Here is a 14,301-nt window from a genome sequence, read left to right as displayed (position 1 = left end):
TGTCCGCCGTCGTATGCCCTCCCAGGTGAAGATCAGGTTCACCTGAACTGACTATCCAATGAATGCTGTTTCCGCGATTTCCACACGTGTCATCGCCATTGCCACGGCAAGCGCCATCTCAGGATGCGCGATCCCTACCTCTGAAACCTGGCATCCGTTCCAGGAGCCCTGGCCGTGGACGAAAATCGTCACTGTCAACCGGACCGATCATGACGTGCTGGCACTACGCGCCGGCCCTTGCGAGACCGGACCCGCGTCGCGGCGCTCGCTGTCGGCACCCTCCTTCTGCTTCCTTGGCACCAAGCCGGAGGGGCCCATCGCGATAACCTGGAGCGATGCCATAGCCGGCACGGAATCCCATGCCGCATCCGAACAGGGCGAACTGCTTGCCTCGACGGCACCCCTGCCACGCCTTTGGCGGGAAAAGCCTCATGCGGGCGAAGCCATCGGCAACTTCCTCTGCGTGGTCCTACGCAATGATGCGCGGGTGGACGTTGCCGTTACCGCCAGCGCAGAAGCTTGCGCCGTTCTTTAGGACGCCTCTGACAAGTTGCTCGGCGAGGTAGACCGGCTGCCGCCAGCCCGGTCCACCTTCCGCGGTGCCGCCGTGCACACGGCAAGAGCAAGACTTCTACAACTGCTCATGAACTCTCCTGAGAAGGTGCCAGTCCGGGGCATGGCGCTATCATTCCCCGGTGGCGGGGATTCGCGCCTCGGTGCGGCGGCAATCAGCGCCAGCCAATGCGCCCGGCCGGGGCACAGAGAAAAATACCCGCCGTACAGGCGGGCGAACCAAGGCCCTCGCAACGGGGCAGTACCCAAGACGAGTGGTGCCTTAAGCAGGCATCCAGCCTTCCCCCCCATGCTGACCGTGCGTAGGTGTGTTCACAATCATAGAAGTTAGAAGGCCAGCGGACGGGAACCGCAGGCGACCTCGTTCTCACCACGCCCGCGCTCGCATACGCTCATCAGGCCTTGAACGATGAAGGCGGACTGCAGTTCGATCTCATCGTCCCAGCGTTTGGCTTCAGTCACGTGGCCGTGCAGGTCAGCGCAGAGTTCGGACAGTCCTGAGCGCCCCACGACCCCGAGCGTCCCCGCGATTCGATGCAGCAGCCGTTCCAGGTGGCGGATGTCTCGCGCTGCCCGGACCGCCTCGAATTCGTTCAGGTCCACCATGGTCTGCGCCAGGAACGCTTCGGCGTATTCTTCGGCGACCGACGGCAGCTCAGGCAGATCGTCATCGGTTAGCAGCACTGGCGCCGCCCCATCATCCGTACGTGGCGGGTCGGCCTTGGCGGCAACAGCATCGAGCACCGAAGCCAGCGTCGCCAGCGACACCGGTTTCGTGAGATAGCCGGTAAATCCGCTTGCCAGCCCCTCGGTAACATCCTTCGGTCTCGCGCTTGCGCTTACGGCATAGACAGGTATCTCCGGCCAGCACCGCCTGATTTCACGAAGCAGGTCGAATCCATTCATTACGGGCATGTCCACATCCGTCAGCACTGCATGCACGCCCTGTTCCGACAACACTGCCAGGGCCTCGTTGCCGTTGCCTGCTTCGATAACGCTCGCACCTAACAGGTGAAGCTGGTCGCGCAGCAGTTTCCTGTTCAGCAGATTGTCTTCCGCGACCAACACGGAAAGGCCCGCGAACGGCGCTGCGGACTGATCGTGTATGGCAGCCACGACACGATCTTCGTCGACAAGCCTGGTCTCCGGAGCATTATTGAGGACCGCCTGTGCAGCGGCATGGATACCGGCCAGGCTGTAGGCAGACACCTCCCGGCTGCCATCCGGCCGTATGGTCGGGACGAGCGGGCCCAGTTGCTTGAGCCATACGATAGTGGCGGGGTTCCGCCACCACGCCATGACTTGGGCCGGATCCAAGGACTCGGTCACGAGCAGGCAGTCGAACCTGTCCCCGTCAATGGGCTCGTCGATGCTGGAACGAAAAAATGGCTGTGATGATCCCCAGTCGAAATGGTTCAGCATTCCTTCGAGGCACTCTGGCTCACGGGACAGGACCAGCGCGCGGCGCGGCGCCAGGCGCCATTGCGCCGGGGTCTGATGCCCGCCCGGCGGGCTGAGCGGCAGGCGAACCGTGACGCGCGTGCCAACGCCTAGTACGCTGTCCAGCGTGATACGTCCGTTCATCCGCTCCACCAGCCGCATGCAGATTGACAGTCCAAGCCCGGTCCCGCCGGCCTGCGCGAGACAATTGTTGCCGATCTGGGAGAATGGCTGAAACAGCCGTTCCTTATACGCCTCCGGTATGCCAATGCCGGTATCGGTGATGACGATCTCAAGGTTTTCATCCACCCATTGCGCGCGCAGGACAATCTTCCCCGCCTCGGTGAATTTGAACGCGTTGCCAAGCAGGTTGTTGATGATCTGTGTCAGGCGCACCGGGTCAAGATTGAGCCGCGCCGGAATCTCCTTGCCATATACCGCGAAGAAGCTCAGCCCACGCCGCGCCGCAAGCGGCGCGTGCGAGATTGCAATGCGACCCAGGAGTTCCGTGACGACGACAGGCTCCTCCGCAAGACGCATCGCTCCCACGTCGAGCTTCGAAAAATCGAGCACGTCATTGACGATCTGCAGCAACCCTTCGGCCGACACCTGCATGGAGCTTACCCGCGCCCGCTGCTCCGGCTCCAGCCTACCGAGGGCCACGAGCTCCATGTTTCCCAGCAGCGAGGAAAGCGGCGTCCGTATCTCGTGGCTCATCGAAGCAAAGAACGCCACCTTGGCCTTGGCCGCAGCCTCGCTGGCAAGTCTCGCTTCGTGCAACAGCTGCTGTGCGCGTGCCGCTTCGGCATATGTGCCGGTCAGGAAGCGATAGTTCCAGTATCGATACATCGCAAACAGCAAGGCGAGAAGCGCGGCCGTAATCAGGCCGGTAACGAGCAGTTCCTCCCGCATTTCCCGGAACTGCTGCCCTAGCGGCAGTGCGAAGACCAGGTGGCCGAAATCCGCAATGAGCGGCGGGCGCCGCAGGGCCCATCCATAGTCCTGGACCCAATGAAACAGCCCCTCCGGAAGTCCCTCCAGCCTGGCGTCCAGGCGCCGTGCGTTGGCCCGTGCACCTGAAGCAACCAGTGGCGTGCCCAGGCGATCGACGACAATTGGCTCCGGGATCGACAAGGTCGGCCAGGCTGGCCGAAACAAGTCTTGCAGCGGGATCCGCGTCAACACGATGGCGTAGAGTGCGTCGCCTTTCGCGACCAGCGATGCGCCAACCATCTCCGGACTCCCTCCGGCCGCATTCGCCGGGATGCCCAGCCATACGACACGCTTCTCCCGCGCTGCCTGCAAGAGATCCATGTCGCGGCTCTGGAACCGCTCAAGAATCATCGTGGTGATGCTTGACGACGACAGCGGCGGAAGGGTCGCAGCCACGCCGAATCCCGATGCGTCGGCCGCTTCATACCGATACGTCGCCCCGTTCGCAATCGAGATCATTTCGATCGAAGGCTTCTGGCTTGCGGCAGTCAGCGTCCGGACAGCCTGGTCGCAACTCTGCTCCAACACCGGATCGGGAGGCGCAGACGGAGACACCTGTGTGCATAGACTGCCGGCATGCCCGCGCTGCGCCGCGGGGACTTTGCCATTGCTGCGCAACTCAAGGATCAGGTTCGTCGCCGTCAGGGTGCTGCGGCGTTCGAGCACCGCATCGACGACGCCCTGCTCGTACAGGCGCGCGACCTGCTCCTGGGCGCGCAGGGATTCATTCAGGCGGGCAAGCATGGCTGCCGAAGCGATCGCGATGGCGACCAGCCCCAGCAGCAGGACCACCATCGAGAACACACGGCGCTCCCGCTGCAGATTCCGCTCAACCGAGTGGTCGGCGTGTAGTGGCGATTGCTGCGAGCGCTCGCGCTCTTCCTGCATCAGGTAAGACCGTTGTCGCGTGCGTACGTGACAAGGTCCGCATTAGTGGTGATATTCAGCTTGCGCATTGCCGAGCGCTTCTGCGTCGCAATGGTAGCGAGCGATCGATGGAGATATCCCGCGATTTCCGTGAGAGTGCTGCCAGTCGCGAACATCCGCACAACTTCGATCTCCCGCGGGGACAGCGGGCTTGCCGTGCCGTTGACCAACGCCCCCGCACTTGACATCCTGGCCGCTATGCCCGGTGACAGGCGCTGGCCAGTACCTGTTATTGCATCGACACAGATTTGCCTCAGGATGCCCGGCTCCTCGTTCTTCCCGACGATGGCCGCAACGCCCATCTCCTTGATGCGCGTGAGCAGTCCGCCATTGGTCAACATCGTGAAAACCACGATCGGTGTATGTGGACGCGACTGCCTGAGCCGGTGGACCAGCCGAAGACCGTCATCATTGACGTGGGAACGCTCCATCGTGAAATCGGTGACGATAAGGTCAGGTTGTTGCGTTTGTAGCGCCGCAAAGAGCTCTTTTCCTGACGAACATATTGCGGAAATCCGGACATTCGGGATCTCGCTCAAGGTGGCCTTGACTGCGAGTTGAATTACCGGGTGATCGTCTGCGATGACGACGGAGATGACAGGTGGCAGCATGCGCGTTAACTCAGACCGGCAGCACGCTTGTATGGATCGGGGCGACGTGCCCAACCGGCGGAACTGGCTGCATAGGGCACCGGATTCTACCAAGGGGCACTCACCTTCATTTGACAAAATGGGACATATATTTGGCTGATCGTCCCACGCGGAGTAATCGTACTTGCGTCCCAGTCCAAAGCTCTTCCAGGCGCGATTCCTGTCTAACCGAGCACGCGAGGAGCTAGCGCAAAGGGCACGCGTTCATATAGATCACGTCAAACGGAAGACATCGCAGCAAGACGCTTGCACCTGGCACTACTCTCGCTGCCTTAAAGCGCAAGCGTCACCACGCGCAGCGTGGCATCGTCTGGACACGCTAAATCGGCAAATCCAAAACGTTTAGCCAGTCGCCGCATGGCGGTATTCGACGACAAAACATAGCCTTCCATGCATCGATAGCCGCGGCTCCGAGCGATGTCGATCAGTGTGCCCAGCAGTCGGCTGGCCAGGCCGAGTCGATGCCAGTCATCGGCGACAGTCACCGCAAACTCGCAGGTATCGCTACCCGGCGCGGCGGCGTAGCGTGCGCCACCCACAATAGACGACACCTTGTTTTCCGTGGCAAGCGCTACCAGCGCAAACTCGCGCTCAGCCGACGGATGCGTCGCTTGCTCGAGCATCGCTTCCGGCAGCTGTTGCATGGCAGCCATGAATCTGGCGTAACGCGCATCGGCAGAAAGTCTGTTAAATGCCGCTAACAGGCCGACCTTGTCGTCTTCGGCAATCTCCCGCACCAGCACTTCCCGTCCGTCGCACAGGGGCACGTTGTACGGGACGAAGTTTGTCACGTCAGACTTGGCTTGCATGGCAACGGTGTCGTAAGGAATGAAAGCGAGCTCGTTGAATCACTCCCCCGCAGCATTTGATAATAGCTGATCCGGCGCAGTTTTCCCGATATCGAACATAGACGATTACGCACGACATCGCCGCCATCGAGCCGTATTGTCGCGCCAGTCCGACCGGAATCAATTTGCCCCCCGGTCTCCGCTACGAGCGCCTAGAATGCTGGGTGAGCCAAGACTCACAGAAGCTCGAATGGAAGTCGTTTCCGTGCCAAAGGTCCAAACACACATAATGAACTGAGGAGAGCGACATGACCGTGCGCAAATTGCCAGCAGTTGGTTTCGCAGTCCTGATGGGACTGATTTCTATAGGCGCGGCCGCCCAGCCGGCACAAGGATCCCAACAGGGAGCGGCGCCAGCCGAGGTGCCGAAAGCTCCCCCGACTACGGCCCAGGCCAAGGCTCTGATTGCCGAGCGATTCAAGGCTGCCGATTCCAATCATGACGGCAAGCTGACTCGTGACGAAGCTCAGGCGGGAATGCCAAAGGTCTACGAAAGTTTCGACAAGATCGACGTAAAAAAACAGGGTCACGTCACCGAGCGCCAGATCGGCTCCTATTGGATGAAGAAGACCAAGGATCAGATGCAGAAGGAAGATCCGATCTGGAACTGAAGGAGCTGCAGCAATTCCTTGTACTGCTCATGGGATGATGGGGCGGGAGAAATAGAGTCGTACCTCTTGCCCCTTGAGGGCCTTGAGAGCGAGGCTGCCAGCCGAGGCTCCCAAACCTCGATGCCATGGCAAGGCATCATGCATCCCCTCTTGAACCGGCTGGATGAGCCTTGTGCCGTCAACCCACTTTAGTTTCCTCGTACGCCCTTTTCCTCCCACGATGTCAACGAGCGCTGCGTTTCACGCCATGATATTGACGCCGCCATCCACATACAGCGTTTCGCCCGACAACCGCCGGGCGTAAGGCGTGGCCAGGAAGGCGCAGGTGTATCCCACATCCATAATATCGACCAGCTCGCCAAGTGGAGCGCGTTCCACAGCGTCAGCAAGCATCAAATCGAAGCTCTTAAGCCCGGACGCAGCGCGGGTCTGCAGCGGCCCGGGCGAGATCGCATGCACGCGAATGCCGCGCGGGCCCAACTCGTACGCCAGGTAGCGTGATACGGCTTCCAGGGCGGCTTTCACCGGGCCCATGACGTTGTAGTTCGGCACCACCTTGTTGGCGCCGTGATAGCTCATGGTGAACATCGTGCCACCATCGCCCATCAGGGGCGCTGCCAGCCGGGCCATGCGCACGAAGGAGTGGCAGGACACATCCATGGCCTTGGCGAAGCCTTCGGCCGAACAATTGAGCAGGCCGCCCTGCAGATCGTCTTTCGGCGCCCAGGCCACCGAATGCACCAGGATATCGAGCTTTCCCCACTGCTCCCCGATCCGCGCAAACAACTCGTCCATTTCCTTCTGGCTCGTGACATCCAGGGGGAGGAAGATGGAAGCGTCAAGCTCCTGCGCCACCGGCTCGACAAACTGGCGCGCCTTTTCGCTGGCATAGGTAATCGCCACCTCGGCACCCAGTTCGCGGAAGGCCTTGGCGCACCCGTAAGCAATGGAGTGCTCGTTCGCAATCCCGCAGACGAGTGCGCGGGCGTTGGCGAGGATAGGCAGTTGTTGCGCTGCAGTCATGTCACTCTCTCCTGGATTCATTGTTGCCAGCGAGCGGTCGCTACCATGCCGCTGGCTTGGTCGGCTGTAGCGGTGGTCATCGAGCGGGTGCCGCCAGGACCTCCCGGGTATGCCTGGCAATCATCAGTTCCTCGTTGGTCGGGATGACCCAGACCGGGACATTGCCCGAGGCTAAGCTGATGCGCGGTCCGTCGCTGGCGTTCGCCGCGGGATCGACACTCACCCCCAGCCATGCCGCCAGCCGGCATACGCGCTCGCGGATCGGCGCGGCATGCTCGCCGATGCCAGCGGTGAAGACCAGCGCGTCCAGCCCCTGTGCGGCGGCGGCCAGCGAACCAAGCTCCCGGGCGACGCGGTACGTGTACAGTTCGACGGCAAAACGGGCCTGCACATCGTCGCTGGCGAGCAGCGCGCGCATGTCGCTCGACAGGCCGGAGACGCCAAGCAGACCGGATTTTCGATAGATCAGGTCCTCGATGGCGCGGGCATCCATGCCGAGTTCGCTGATCAGGTAGAGGATGACGCCCGGATCGAGGCTGCCGCAGCGAGTTCCCATCGGCAGGCCATCCACCGCAGTGAAGCCCATCGTGCTGGCCACGCTGCGCCCCGCCACCAGCGCACACATGCTGCTGCCGTTGCCGAGGTGGGCCACGATCGTGCGGCCCGCCGCCGCACCCGCATCAACGCTCGGGAGGACACTGGCGATGTACTCATAGGACAGTCCGTGGAAGCCGTAGCGCCTGACGCCGCGCGCGCTGATCTCCGCGGGCAATGCGAATGCCTGTGCCACTTCCGGCTGCGCCCGGTGGAAGGCGGTGTCGAAGCAGACTACTTGGGGCAGTTCCGGGCGCCTCTCGGCAAGGATGCGGATCGGTTTGAGGTTGTGTGGCTGGTGCAGGGGTGCGAGCGGGCATAGCGAGTCCAACTCGGCCAGTAGCGCGTCGGTCACCCTTTCCGGCTGGGTGAAGCGTACCCCGCCGTGCACCACCCGGTGCCCGACCGCGCTCAGCGTATGCCCTTCCCCATGGCCGCGCAGGAAGTCCGCCAGGAAGGCAATGGCACCCTCGTGCCCGAGCGTGGTACCGGCATCCCACCGCCTGGTCTCGACCTCAGCGCCCGCGGCGTCGGTGGCGTGGAATGCCGGTGCCGCGTAGAGACCTTCGATGCTCCCGCGCAGCACCAGCCTCAGTGCATCGTCATGGGTATTGTAAGCACAGTACTTGATGCTCGACGAACCCGCATTCAGGACCAGGATCAGTTCGGCCATGGCATCACCCCGCCACCTGGCCGGACTCGCGGCGTGCCTTGGCCACCAGCGCGGCCACCGCGCACGACGCCAGCCGGGTCATGACCGAGTCGGCACGGCTGGTCAGGATGATGGGCACGCGCGCGCCCAGCACGATGCCTGCGGCGTCGGCGCCGGCCAGGAAGGTCAGGCTCTTGGCGAGCATGTTGCCGGCGTCCAGGTCAGGCACCAGCAGGACATTGGCGCGCCCGGCCACCGGTGAGTCGATCTTCTTGATCCGCGCCGCGTCCAGGTTGATCGCGTTGTCCAGCGCAAGCGGTCCGTCGACGATCGCGCCGGTGATCTGGTGGCGGTCGACCATCTTGCACAGCGCGGCGGCATCCAGTGTGGACGGAACCATCGGGTTGACGGTCTCCATCGCCGACAGGATCGCCACGCGGACCTCCTTGACCTGCAAGGCATGGGCCAGGTCGATCGCGTTCTGCAGGATGCCGGCCTTCTCGGCAAGCGTCGGGGCAATATTGACGGCGGCGTCGGTGATGATCAGAGCGTCCTCGTGGCCGGGCACATCCATCACGAAGCAGTGGCTGATGCGCCGGCCGGTGCGCAAGCCGCTGCTACCCGCGACCACGGCTCCCATCAGCTCATCGGTGTGCAGACTGCCCTTCATCAGAGCCTCTGCCTTGCTTTCGCGCACCAGTTGCACTGCGGCAGCCGCCGCCGCATGGCTGTGCTCGGCATCGACAATCGGGTACTCGCGGATGTCAATGCCGGCCGCGCGCGCGGCGTCCTCGATGCGGGAACGCGGCCCAACCAGGATCGGCGCGATCAGGCCCAGCCGGGCGGCCTCTACGGCGCCTTCCAGCGAAGACTGGTCGCACGGATGCGCCACCGCGGTCGGTGTAGGCGGCATGGCCTTGCAGTAATCAATCAGGCGCTGGTACTTCTCATGCTTGGCGTCCACGGGCTACTCCTGCGTCAGGGTCGTCGGTGTCGGTCGGCTGCGAGGCGTGTGCCAGCCGCGGCGCGCTAGGACGCGCGGGTGAGCGGCGCGGCCGCGCCGCGGACGCGTTCCGGCGTGGCGCCGAGCGCCGTGCGGATCCGCTCCAGCATTGCCGCCTGCTCGACAGTGGGCCTGGCGCCAAGCAGGCGCTCATCGACACGCAGCTTCTCCGCCAGCGCCTGCAGCCGCTGGCGGTCGGCCTGATACCTGAGCAAGGCCGGCAGCGTCGCAAGCGCCTGTTCGGGCGCGTACCGCGTGATCAGCTCCTGCCTGCCGCGGATCTCGCGCCAGGCGTCCGGCTCAAGTTCCGGCAGCAGATCGGCGTAGTCCGTGACCAGCTCCTTGCGCAGCTCCAGCCTGGACAGCGGCAGGGGCTCACCCCTGCGGCTCAGCAGGCAGGCCAGCCGGGCAATGGCCTCGGCGTATCCGCCTTGCCCGGCCGCGGCCAGCGCCGCTTTGACTTCCGGCAGGTCATGCGGGTCGGTCGCCGCCGGGGTACCCGCGCGGGCGGTAGGCTCGCTCCTTGGCTGGAACGGGAACAGGTTGGCGTACACGTTGAAAAAGGTGTATTCGGTCATCGCATCGCGCACGGCCCGGTATGCGTCCAAACCGGCGCTGAGCATTTCCGCGCCCACCTGCTCTTGCTGCCGCAGCGGATGATCCGGTTCCAACGTTTGCCGGCTGGCCCGGACCGCGTCGGCGGCGGGCTTCAACCATGCCATCCACGGATTCAGGTCCGAGAACAGCCAGTTCTGCATGCGTAGCGGATGGAATTCGCGCAGCACCCGTGCTGTCATCTCATTGGACACCGCCTGGACGTAAGGCTGCGCAAACAGCTCGTAGGCGCGCTGCGTGAAGTCCGACAGGTTGGCGACCGTCTCGAACGGCTTCTCGTCGGCGCGCTCAAAGCGGTTAAGCCTGCTGGCGATTTCCTCGAGCGAGTGCTCCTCGAACTGGACCTCATAGTCCACGCCATCGCTACCCTTGCGCTCATGGATGACCATGCCGTAGAGCCCAGGCGGCAGCAGTTCGATGCTCTTGAGCACCGAGACGATCTGTGCGTGCTCCTTCTGCGCGACCTTGCCGGAGACGAAGATGCCGAGATGGCCGACGCTCCGGTGCATCATGCCGACAATGACCTGGCCGCGAGCCTTGATCTCCTCGGTACTGCCGTAGATGTCCACCACCCAGTTGAATGCCTGCTGCGGCGGCGTGATGTTGTCGCCCATCGAGGCAAACAAAACGATGGGCGAGCGGATCTCGCGCAGATCGAACGCCTTGCCGCCGGCGTTCTTGACTTCACCACCCCACAGCTTGTTGCCGACGAACAGGTTGCGCGTGATCCATTCGATCTCCTCGCGGTTCATCAGGTAGTAGCCACCCCACCAGCGTTCGAACTCAAGAAAGCGCGGCGGCTCGGTATCGGCCTTCTTGTACAGGTTGTAGTACTTGTCCCAGAGACTGTTGGACGGATTCAGGTTTTCGAAATTTTGTACCAACCAGGCGCCGTCAAACTTGCCGTTGCCGAGATCCGCCGTATACGACGCCAACCACGTGCCGCCCAGGAGCCCGCCGGAATAGCGCATCGGGTTGTCGCCTTCGCCCTCGCTCCAGGCACCGCTCCAGTACGACATCGGCGCGCCGTTGATCACGATCGGCCCGGTGTCGCCCGGGTCCGAGGCGCCGAGCATCATCGCAGCCCAGCCGCCTTGGCAATTGCCGATGATGGCTGGCTTGGCGCTGTGTGGATGCAGTTCACGCACTCTCTTGATGAACTGTTGCTCGGCCTCGCACACGTCCAGCAGGGTCTGTCCCGGCTCGGGATCGCGGAAGAAGATGACAAAATACACAGGATGGCCGGCACGCATTGCCACGCCGACCTGCGAGTCGTCCTTGAAACCGCCGATGCCCGGGCCATGGCCGGCACGCGGATCGATGATGACGTAAGGGCGGCGGCTATCATCGATCGTCACGCCATCGGGCGGGATAATTTTCAACAGCGCGTAGTTGACGGGCCGTTCGAACTGGCGGGCATCCAGAACGGTCTCGTAGCCAAAATGCAGGACCGGCTTGAGCCCCTGCATGGTGTTTTCGACAAAGTTGTTGCCCCGTTGCCTGAGCGTGTCCCAGAACAGGATGGCACGCTGCATGCTGTCGATGGCATAGGCATAGCTGCTCATCGGATCCATGCCGGCCATCGGGTTGATCGGGCCGGCGCCCGGCTCCCCAACGGCTTGCTGCACGCGGCCACTAAAGGCCTCCTGCGCATTCTTCAGGCGCTTTTGCAGCACCATGCCGGTCTTGAGGCCAACTTCACGCGCGTGCACCAGTTGCTTTGCTGCATCCATGCCGTTCTCCGCTGCGAATCTTGTGACACGGTTGGCCAAGCGTGGTAGCCCAGCCCCCGATGTGCATCTTGCTTCGAACTATAGCGTCGACCTTGGTCGCAATAGAACTGAATCTTTTCGGACGATGAGATAAGAAGGATTTCTTTCCAGGACGGCAGGATGAATGACCATATCCTATTGGACTCTGCGTGCGCTATGCTGAACTGGCGCGGCGCACACACCGCGGACCCGCTGGAGAACGATCATGCGTTATCGCCTGCCCGCCTGCGTGACTGTCACAGTGGCGGCCCTTGTGCTGGGCGCCTGTGCCACTCTCCGGCCCCTGGAAACCGCAGAGGGCATGCTCGGCGGCCCGCAGCATGCCGTGCGCGATACGTTCGGCGCTCCCACGGAAACCTACCAGCTCGCTGATGGCACCACTCGGTGGATTTATTCGAAACAGCCGCTCGGCTTCGAAGTCTACGCGGCAGACTTTGACGCCAACGGCAAGCTCACGAGCTTTCGGCAGATGCTGACCGAGAAAGAAATCTACGAGGCACGCCCGGGGGTCTGGACCAAGCAGGATATTGCCGAGCGCTTTGGCCGTCCGCGCGAGCCCATCGAGTACTACCCGCTGATGAAGCGCGAGGCCTGGTCTTACCGGCTCTATGCGGGCGCCTACATGCCAGCGCATTTCAGTGCCTACTTTGACGAACGCGGCGTGCTCGACCGGACCATGATCATCGTCGATGCGATCGGCGGCGACACGCGAGACGGCAGCAAGTAAGTCGGCCTCAGGCCGCATTGGACAAGAACACCACGATAAGGGCCAGCCGGAGTCCATCCGAAGCAACGCGAGTCGTCGTGCATCCATCAGATTTCGCGTGGAACTGTTCAGCGGACAGCAAAGCACAACGAAATCCGCCGACGGCAGAACCTCGTCGACGGATCAGGCGCTGGGTACCGTACGATCGATTCGTATTTTTCGATCGATCCCGGTGTTCCGTCCTTCTCGACCAGCCGCACGGTACTGCCGAGTCCGAGTTATAGACGATTGCCAGATGGCCCAGGCAAGGCTTTCGGGGCAGGGAATTTGCTTATGACAACAATGTCCTTCGCCCGCCCTAACCAAGGGTATACCCTCTTGTCTTTGCCTTTGCCGGCCGCTTTCCGGTTTCCCCCGCATGCCTGCCTTCACCCTGCCCGCCCTGTCCGCCCGACTCCTCCGCGCCCGCCGCTCGCTGGCCGCCGTCGCCCTCGCCGCCATGTCCGCGGCCGCGCTGACGCCGGCACTGGCCAGCACCCAGAGCCCTGTGCTCGACAAGATCCGCGAATCCGGCACCATCGTGCTCGGTTACCGCGAGTCGGCGCTGCCATTCTCGTTTGCCGATGACAAGGGCCAACCGGCCGGCTATGCGGTCGACCTTTGCGTGCGCGCCGCCGAAGCAGCACGCCAGCAACTGGGCCTGAAAGACCTGAAGGTGCGCTGGATGCCGCTCACGCCGCAGAACCGCATTCCCGCCGTGGTCAACGGGCTGGTCGATCTGGACTGCGCGCCCAACACCAATTCGCTTGAGCGCCAGAAGCAGGTTGCGTTCAGCGTCTCGCACTATGTGTCGACCGTGCGCATGCTGGTGCGCGCCGACTCCGGCATCCGCTCGTTCGGCGACCTGCGCGGCAAGACCGTGGTCACCAGCGCCGGATCGACCGGCGACCGCCACGTGCGCCGCATGAAGGCCCAGTACGGCTACCACGACGTCTACGCCAAGGACCATGGCGAATCGTTCCTGCTGCTCGAATCCGGCCGTGCCCAGGCCTTCGTCATGGACGATGTGCTGCTGGCTGGCCTGCGCGCCCGCGCCAAGGACCCGTCGCAATACGTGATCGTGGGCCCGGCGCTGTCGGTGGAGCAGAATGCGCTGATGCTGTCCAAGGCCGATCCGGAATGGAAGCGCCTGGTCGACCAGGCGCTGGCCAACACCTTTGCCGGCCCGGAGGTCACGGCGCTGCAGAAGCGCTGGTTCCAGCAGCCCATCGGCAGCCGCGGCATCAACCTGGCGCTGGCGCCGTCCGGCGAGGTGCGCGCGGCCTGGAAGCACCCGTCGGACGCGGTCACGGAGTAAACGGGCAAGCGGTCGCGAACCTCAATCGGGCTGGGGCCGCAATTCAGGGTTTCCATGAGGTCGTGGCGCCGGGGCAAGCCCCAAGTTGACAGCAATGTGAGATGTTGGCGACACTGGGCCAAGCCGTCCCGTGCAAGGGACAGGCCACATACACGACCGCCCGACGGCGGCATTTCTCAGGAGAAACCATGAACAAGTTCGTCGCGACCGCGATCGCACTCTGCCTTGGCGCCGCTTCGCTGGCCGTGCAGGCACAGACCGGCGGCAAGAAGCAGTTCGATCCGTATTCCCAGGGCGCCAAGTCGGGTGAGAAGTTTGACCCGTACAGCCAGGGGGCCAAGGCCGGCGACAAGTTCGACCCGTACAGCCAGGGCGCGAACAAGAGCACCCGCAGCGACCTGACCGACGCTTCCGCGCCGGCCGCCGAGCAAAAGCCGGCCAAGAAGTCCACCAAGAAGAAGAGCAAGAAGAAGGCCGCCTCGGCGCCGGCTGCCAGCTGAGCCGCAAGCGCCTGACGCAAAAAAACCCGCCTTGGCG

At 63.2% G+C, this 14,301-nt stretch carries 12 protein-coding genes and 1 pseudogene; 5 read left to right on the top strand and 8 right to left on the bottom strand.

Annotation, left to right across the window (positions count from 1 at the left end):
• Positions 1-58: 58 nt before the first annotated feature.
• Positions 59-535, top strand: a complete 477-nt coding sequence (locus AC3WRR_RS02770; RefSeq protein ID WP_439671915.1) for a hypothetical protein — start codon at positions 59-61, stop codon at positions 533-535.
• Positions 536-900: 365 nt separating this feature from the next.
• Here AC3WRR_RS02770 and AC3WRR_RS02765 read toward each other — a convergent pair whose 3' ends face one another.
• From AC3WRR_RS02765 to AC3WRR_RS02755, 3 genes are all read right to left on the bottom strand, one after another.
• Positions 901-3,894, bottom strand: a complete 2,994-nt coding sequence (locus AC3WRR_RS02765; RefSeq protein WP_492296176.1) for an ATP-binding protein — start codon at positions 3,892-3,894, stop codon at positions 901-903.
• Positions 3,894-4,544: a response regulator gene (locus AC3WRR_RS02760; RefSeq protein ID WP_439671917.1), complete on the bottom strand. Its 651-nt coding sequence runs from the start codon at positions 4,542-4,544 to the stop codon at positions 3,894-3,896. Before AC3WRR_RS02760 ends, AC3WRR_RS02765 begins: the two co-directional genes overlap by 1 nt.
• Positions 4,545-4,855: 311 nt before the next feature.
• Positions 4,856-5,392 (bottom strand): GNAT family N-acetyltransferase, encoded by a 537-nt coding sequence (locus AC3WRR_RS02755; protein WP_492296174.1) that lies wholly within the window; start codon positions 5,390-5,392, stop codon positions 4,856-4,858.
• Between the two features lie 287 nt (positions 5,393-5,679).
• Here AC3WRR_RS02755 and AC3WRR_RS02750 point away from each other — a divergent pair, with 287 nt between their 5' ends.
• On the top strand, positions 5,680-6,042 hold the full coding sequence (locus AC3WRR_RS02750; protein ID WP_011617354.1) for a CREC-EF hand family protein: 363 nt from the start codon (positions 5,680-5,682) through the stop codon (positions 6,040-6,042).
• A 240-nt stretch (positions 6,043-6,282) separates the two neighbouring features.
• Here AC3WRR_RS02750 and fabI read toward each other — a convergent pair whose 3' ends face one another.
• The 4 genes from fabI to AC3WRR_RS02730 all read right to left on the bottom strand — a co-directional run bounded on the left by fabI (position 6,283) and on the right by AC3WRR_RS02730 (position 11,662).
• Complete coding sequence (fabI, locus tag AC3WRR_RS02745) at positions 6,283-7,065, bottom strand: enoyl-ACP reductase FabI (protein WP_011617355.1); 783 nt, start codon at positions 7,063-7,065, stop codon at positions 6,283-6,285.
• Between the two features lie 76 nt (positions 7,066-7,141).
• Positions 7,142-8,332: an acetate/propionate family kinase gene (locus tag AC3WRR_RS02740; protein WP_058698861.1), complete on the bottom strand. Its 1,191-nt coding sequence runs from the start codon at positions 8,330-8,332 to the stop codon at positions 7,142-7,144.
• A gap of 4 nt (positions 8,333-8,336) precedes the next feature.
• Positions 8,337-9,275 (bottom strand): phosphate acetyltransferase, encoded by a 939-nt coding sequence (locus AC3WRR_RS02735; RefSeq protein WP_492296172.1) that lies wholly within the window; start codon positions 9,273-9,275, stop codon positions 8,337-8,339.
• A gap of 65 nt (positions 9,276-9,340) precedes the next feature.
• Positions 9,341-11,662: a DUF3141 domain-containing protein gene (locus AC3WRR_RS02730; protein WP_439669166.1), complete on the bottom strand. Its 2,322-nt coding sequence runs from the start codon at positions 11,660-11,662 to the stop codon at positions 9,341-9,343.
• A 244-nt stretch (positions 11,663-11,906) separates the two neighbouring features.
• On the opposite strand from AC3WRR_RS02730, the gene AC3WRR_RS02725 reads away from it, so the two are divergent.
• Entirely contained in the window at positions 11,907-12,428 is a 522-nt protein-coding gene (locus AC3WRR_RS02725) for a hypothetical protein (protein ID WP_011617359.1), read from the top strand.
• A gap of 69 nt (positions 12,429-12,497) precedes the next feature.
• Here the strand turns inward: AC3WRR_RS02725 and AC3WRR_RS02720 are convergent.
• Positions 12,498-12,578: pseudogene (locus AC3WRR_RS02720) on the bottom strand (hypothetical protein); the annotation flags it as partial.
• A gap of 247 nt (positions 12,579-12,825) precedes the next feature.
• Here AC3WRR_RS02720 and AC3WRR_RS02715 point away from each other — a divergent pair.
• Positions 12,826-13,764 (top strand): amino acid ABC transporter substrate-binding protein, encoded by a 939-nt coding sequence (locus AC3WRR_RS02715; RefSeq protein ID WP_492296170.1) that lies wholly within the window; start codon positions 12,826-12,828, stop codon positions 13,762-13,764.
• Positions 13,765-13,952: 188 nt separating this feature from the next.
• Positions 13,953-14,264 carry a hypothetical protein gene (locus AC3WRR_RS02710; RefSeq protein WP_011617361.1) on the top strand — a complete coding sequence of 104 codons (312 nt, stop codon included), beginning with the start codon at positions 13,953-13,955 and terminating at the stop codon, positions 14,262-14,264.
• Positions 14,265-14,301: the final 37 nt, after the last annotated feature.

The organism is Cupriavidus sp. FW305-3-2-15-C-LB2, assembly GCF_058787575.1.
Note: the sequence above shows the minus strand (reverse complement) of the source record. Positions and strands in the feature narration are given on the sequence as shown.

Excerpts from the sequence above, each read along its gene's own strand:
- AC3WRR_RS02770 (WP_439671915.1), top strand. The coding sequence starts at position 59 with ATGAATGCTGTTTCCGCGATTTCCACACGTGTCATCGCCATTGCCACG.
- AC3WRR_RS02765 (WP_492296176.1), bottom strand. The coding sequence starts at position 3,894 with ATGCAGGAAGAGCGCGAGCGCTCGCAGCAATCGCCACTACACGCCGAC.
- AC3WRR_RS02760 (WP_439671917.1), bottom strand. The coding sequence starts at position 4,544 with ATGCTGCCACCTGTCATCTCCGTCGTCATCGCAGACGATCACCCGGTA.
- AC3WRR_RS02755 (WP_492296174.1), bottom strand. The coding sequence starts at position 5,392 with ATGCAAGCCAAGTCTGACGTGACAAACTTCGTCCCGTACAACGTGCCC.
- AC3WRR_RS02750 (WP_011617354.1), top strand. The coding sequence starts at position 5,680 with ATGACCGTGCGCAAATTGCCAGCAGTTGGTTTCGCAGTCCTGATGGGA.
- fabI (WP_011617355.1), bottom strand. The coding sequence starts at position 7,065 with ATGACTGCAGCGCAACAACTGCCTATCCTCGCCAACGCCCGCGCACTC.
- AC3WRR_RS02740 (WP_058698861.1), bottom strand. The coding sequence starts at position 8,332 with ATGGCCGAACTGATCCTGGTCCTGAATGCGGGTTCGTCGAGCATCAAG.
- AC3WRR_RS02730 (WP_439669166.1), bottom strand. The coding sequence starts at position 11,662 with ATGGATGCAGCAAAGCAACTGGTGCACGCGCGTGAAGTTGGCCTCAAG.
- AC3WRR_RS02725 (WP_011617359.1), top strand. The coding sequence starts at position 11,907 with ATGCGTTATCGCCTGCCCGCCTGCGTGACTGTCACAGTGGCGGCCCTT.
- AC3WRR_RS02715 (WP_492296170.1), top strand. The coding sequence starts at position 12,826 with ATGCCTGCCTTCACCCTGCCCGCCCTGTCCGCCCGACTCCTCCGCGCC.
- AC3WRR_RS02710 (WP_011617361.1), top strand. The coding sequence starts at position 13,953 with ATGAACAAGTTCGTCGCGACCGCGATCGCACTCTGCCTTGGCGCCGCT.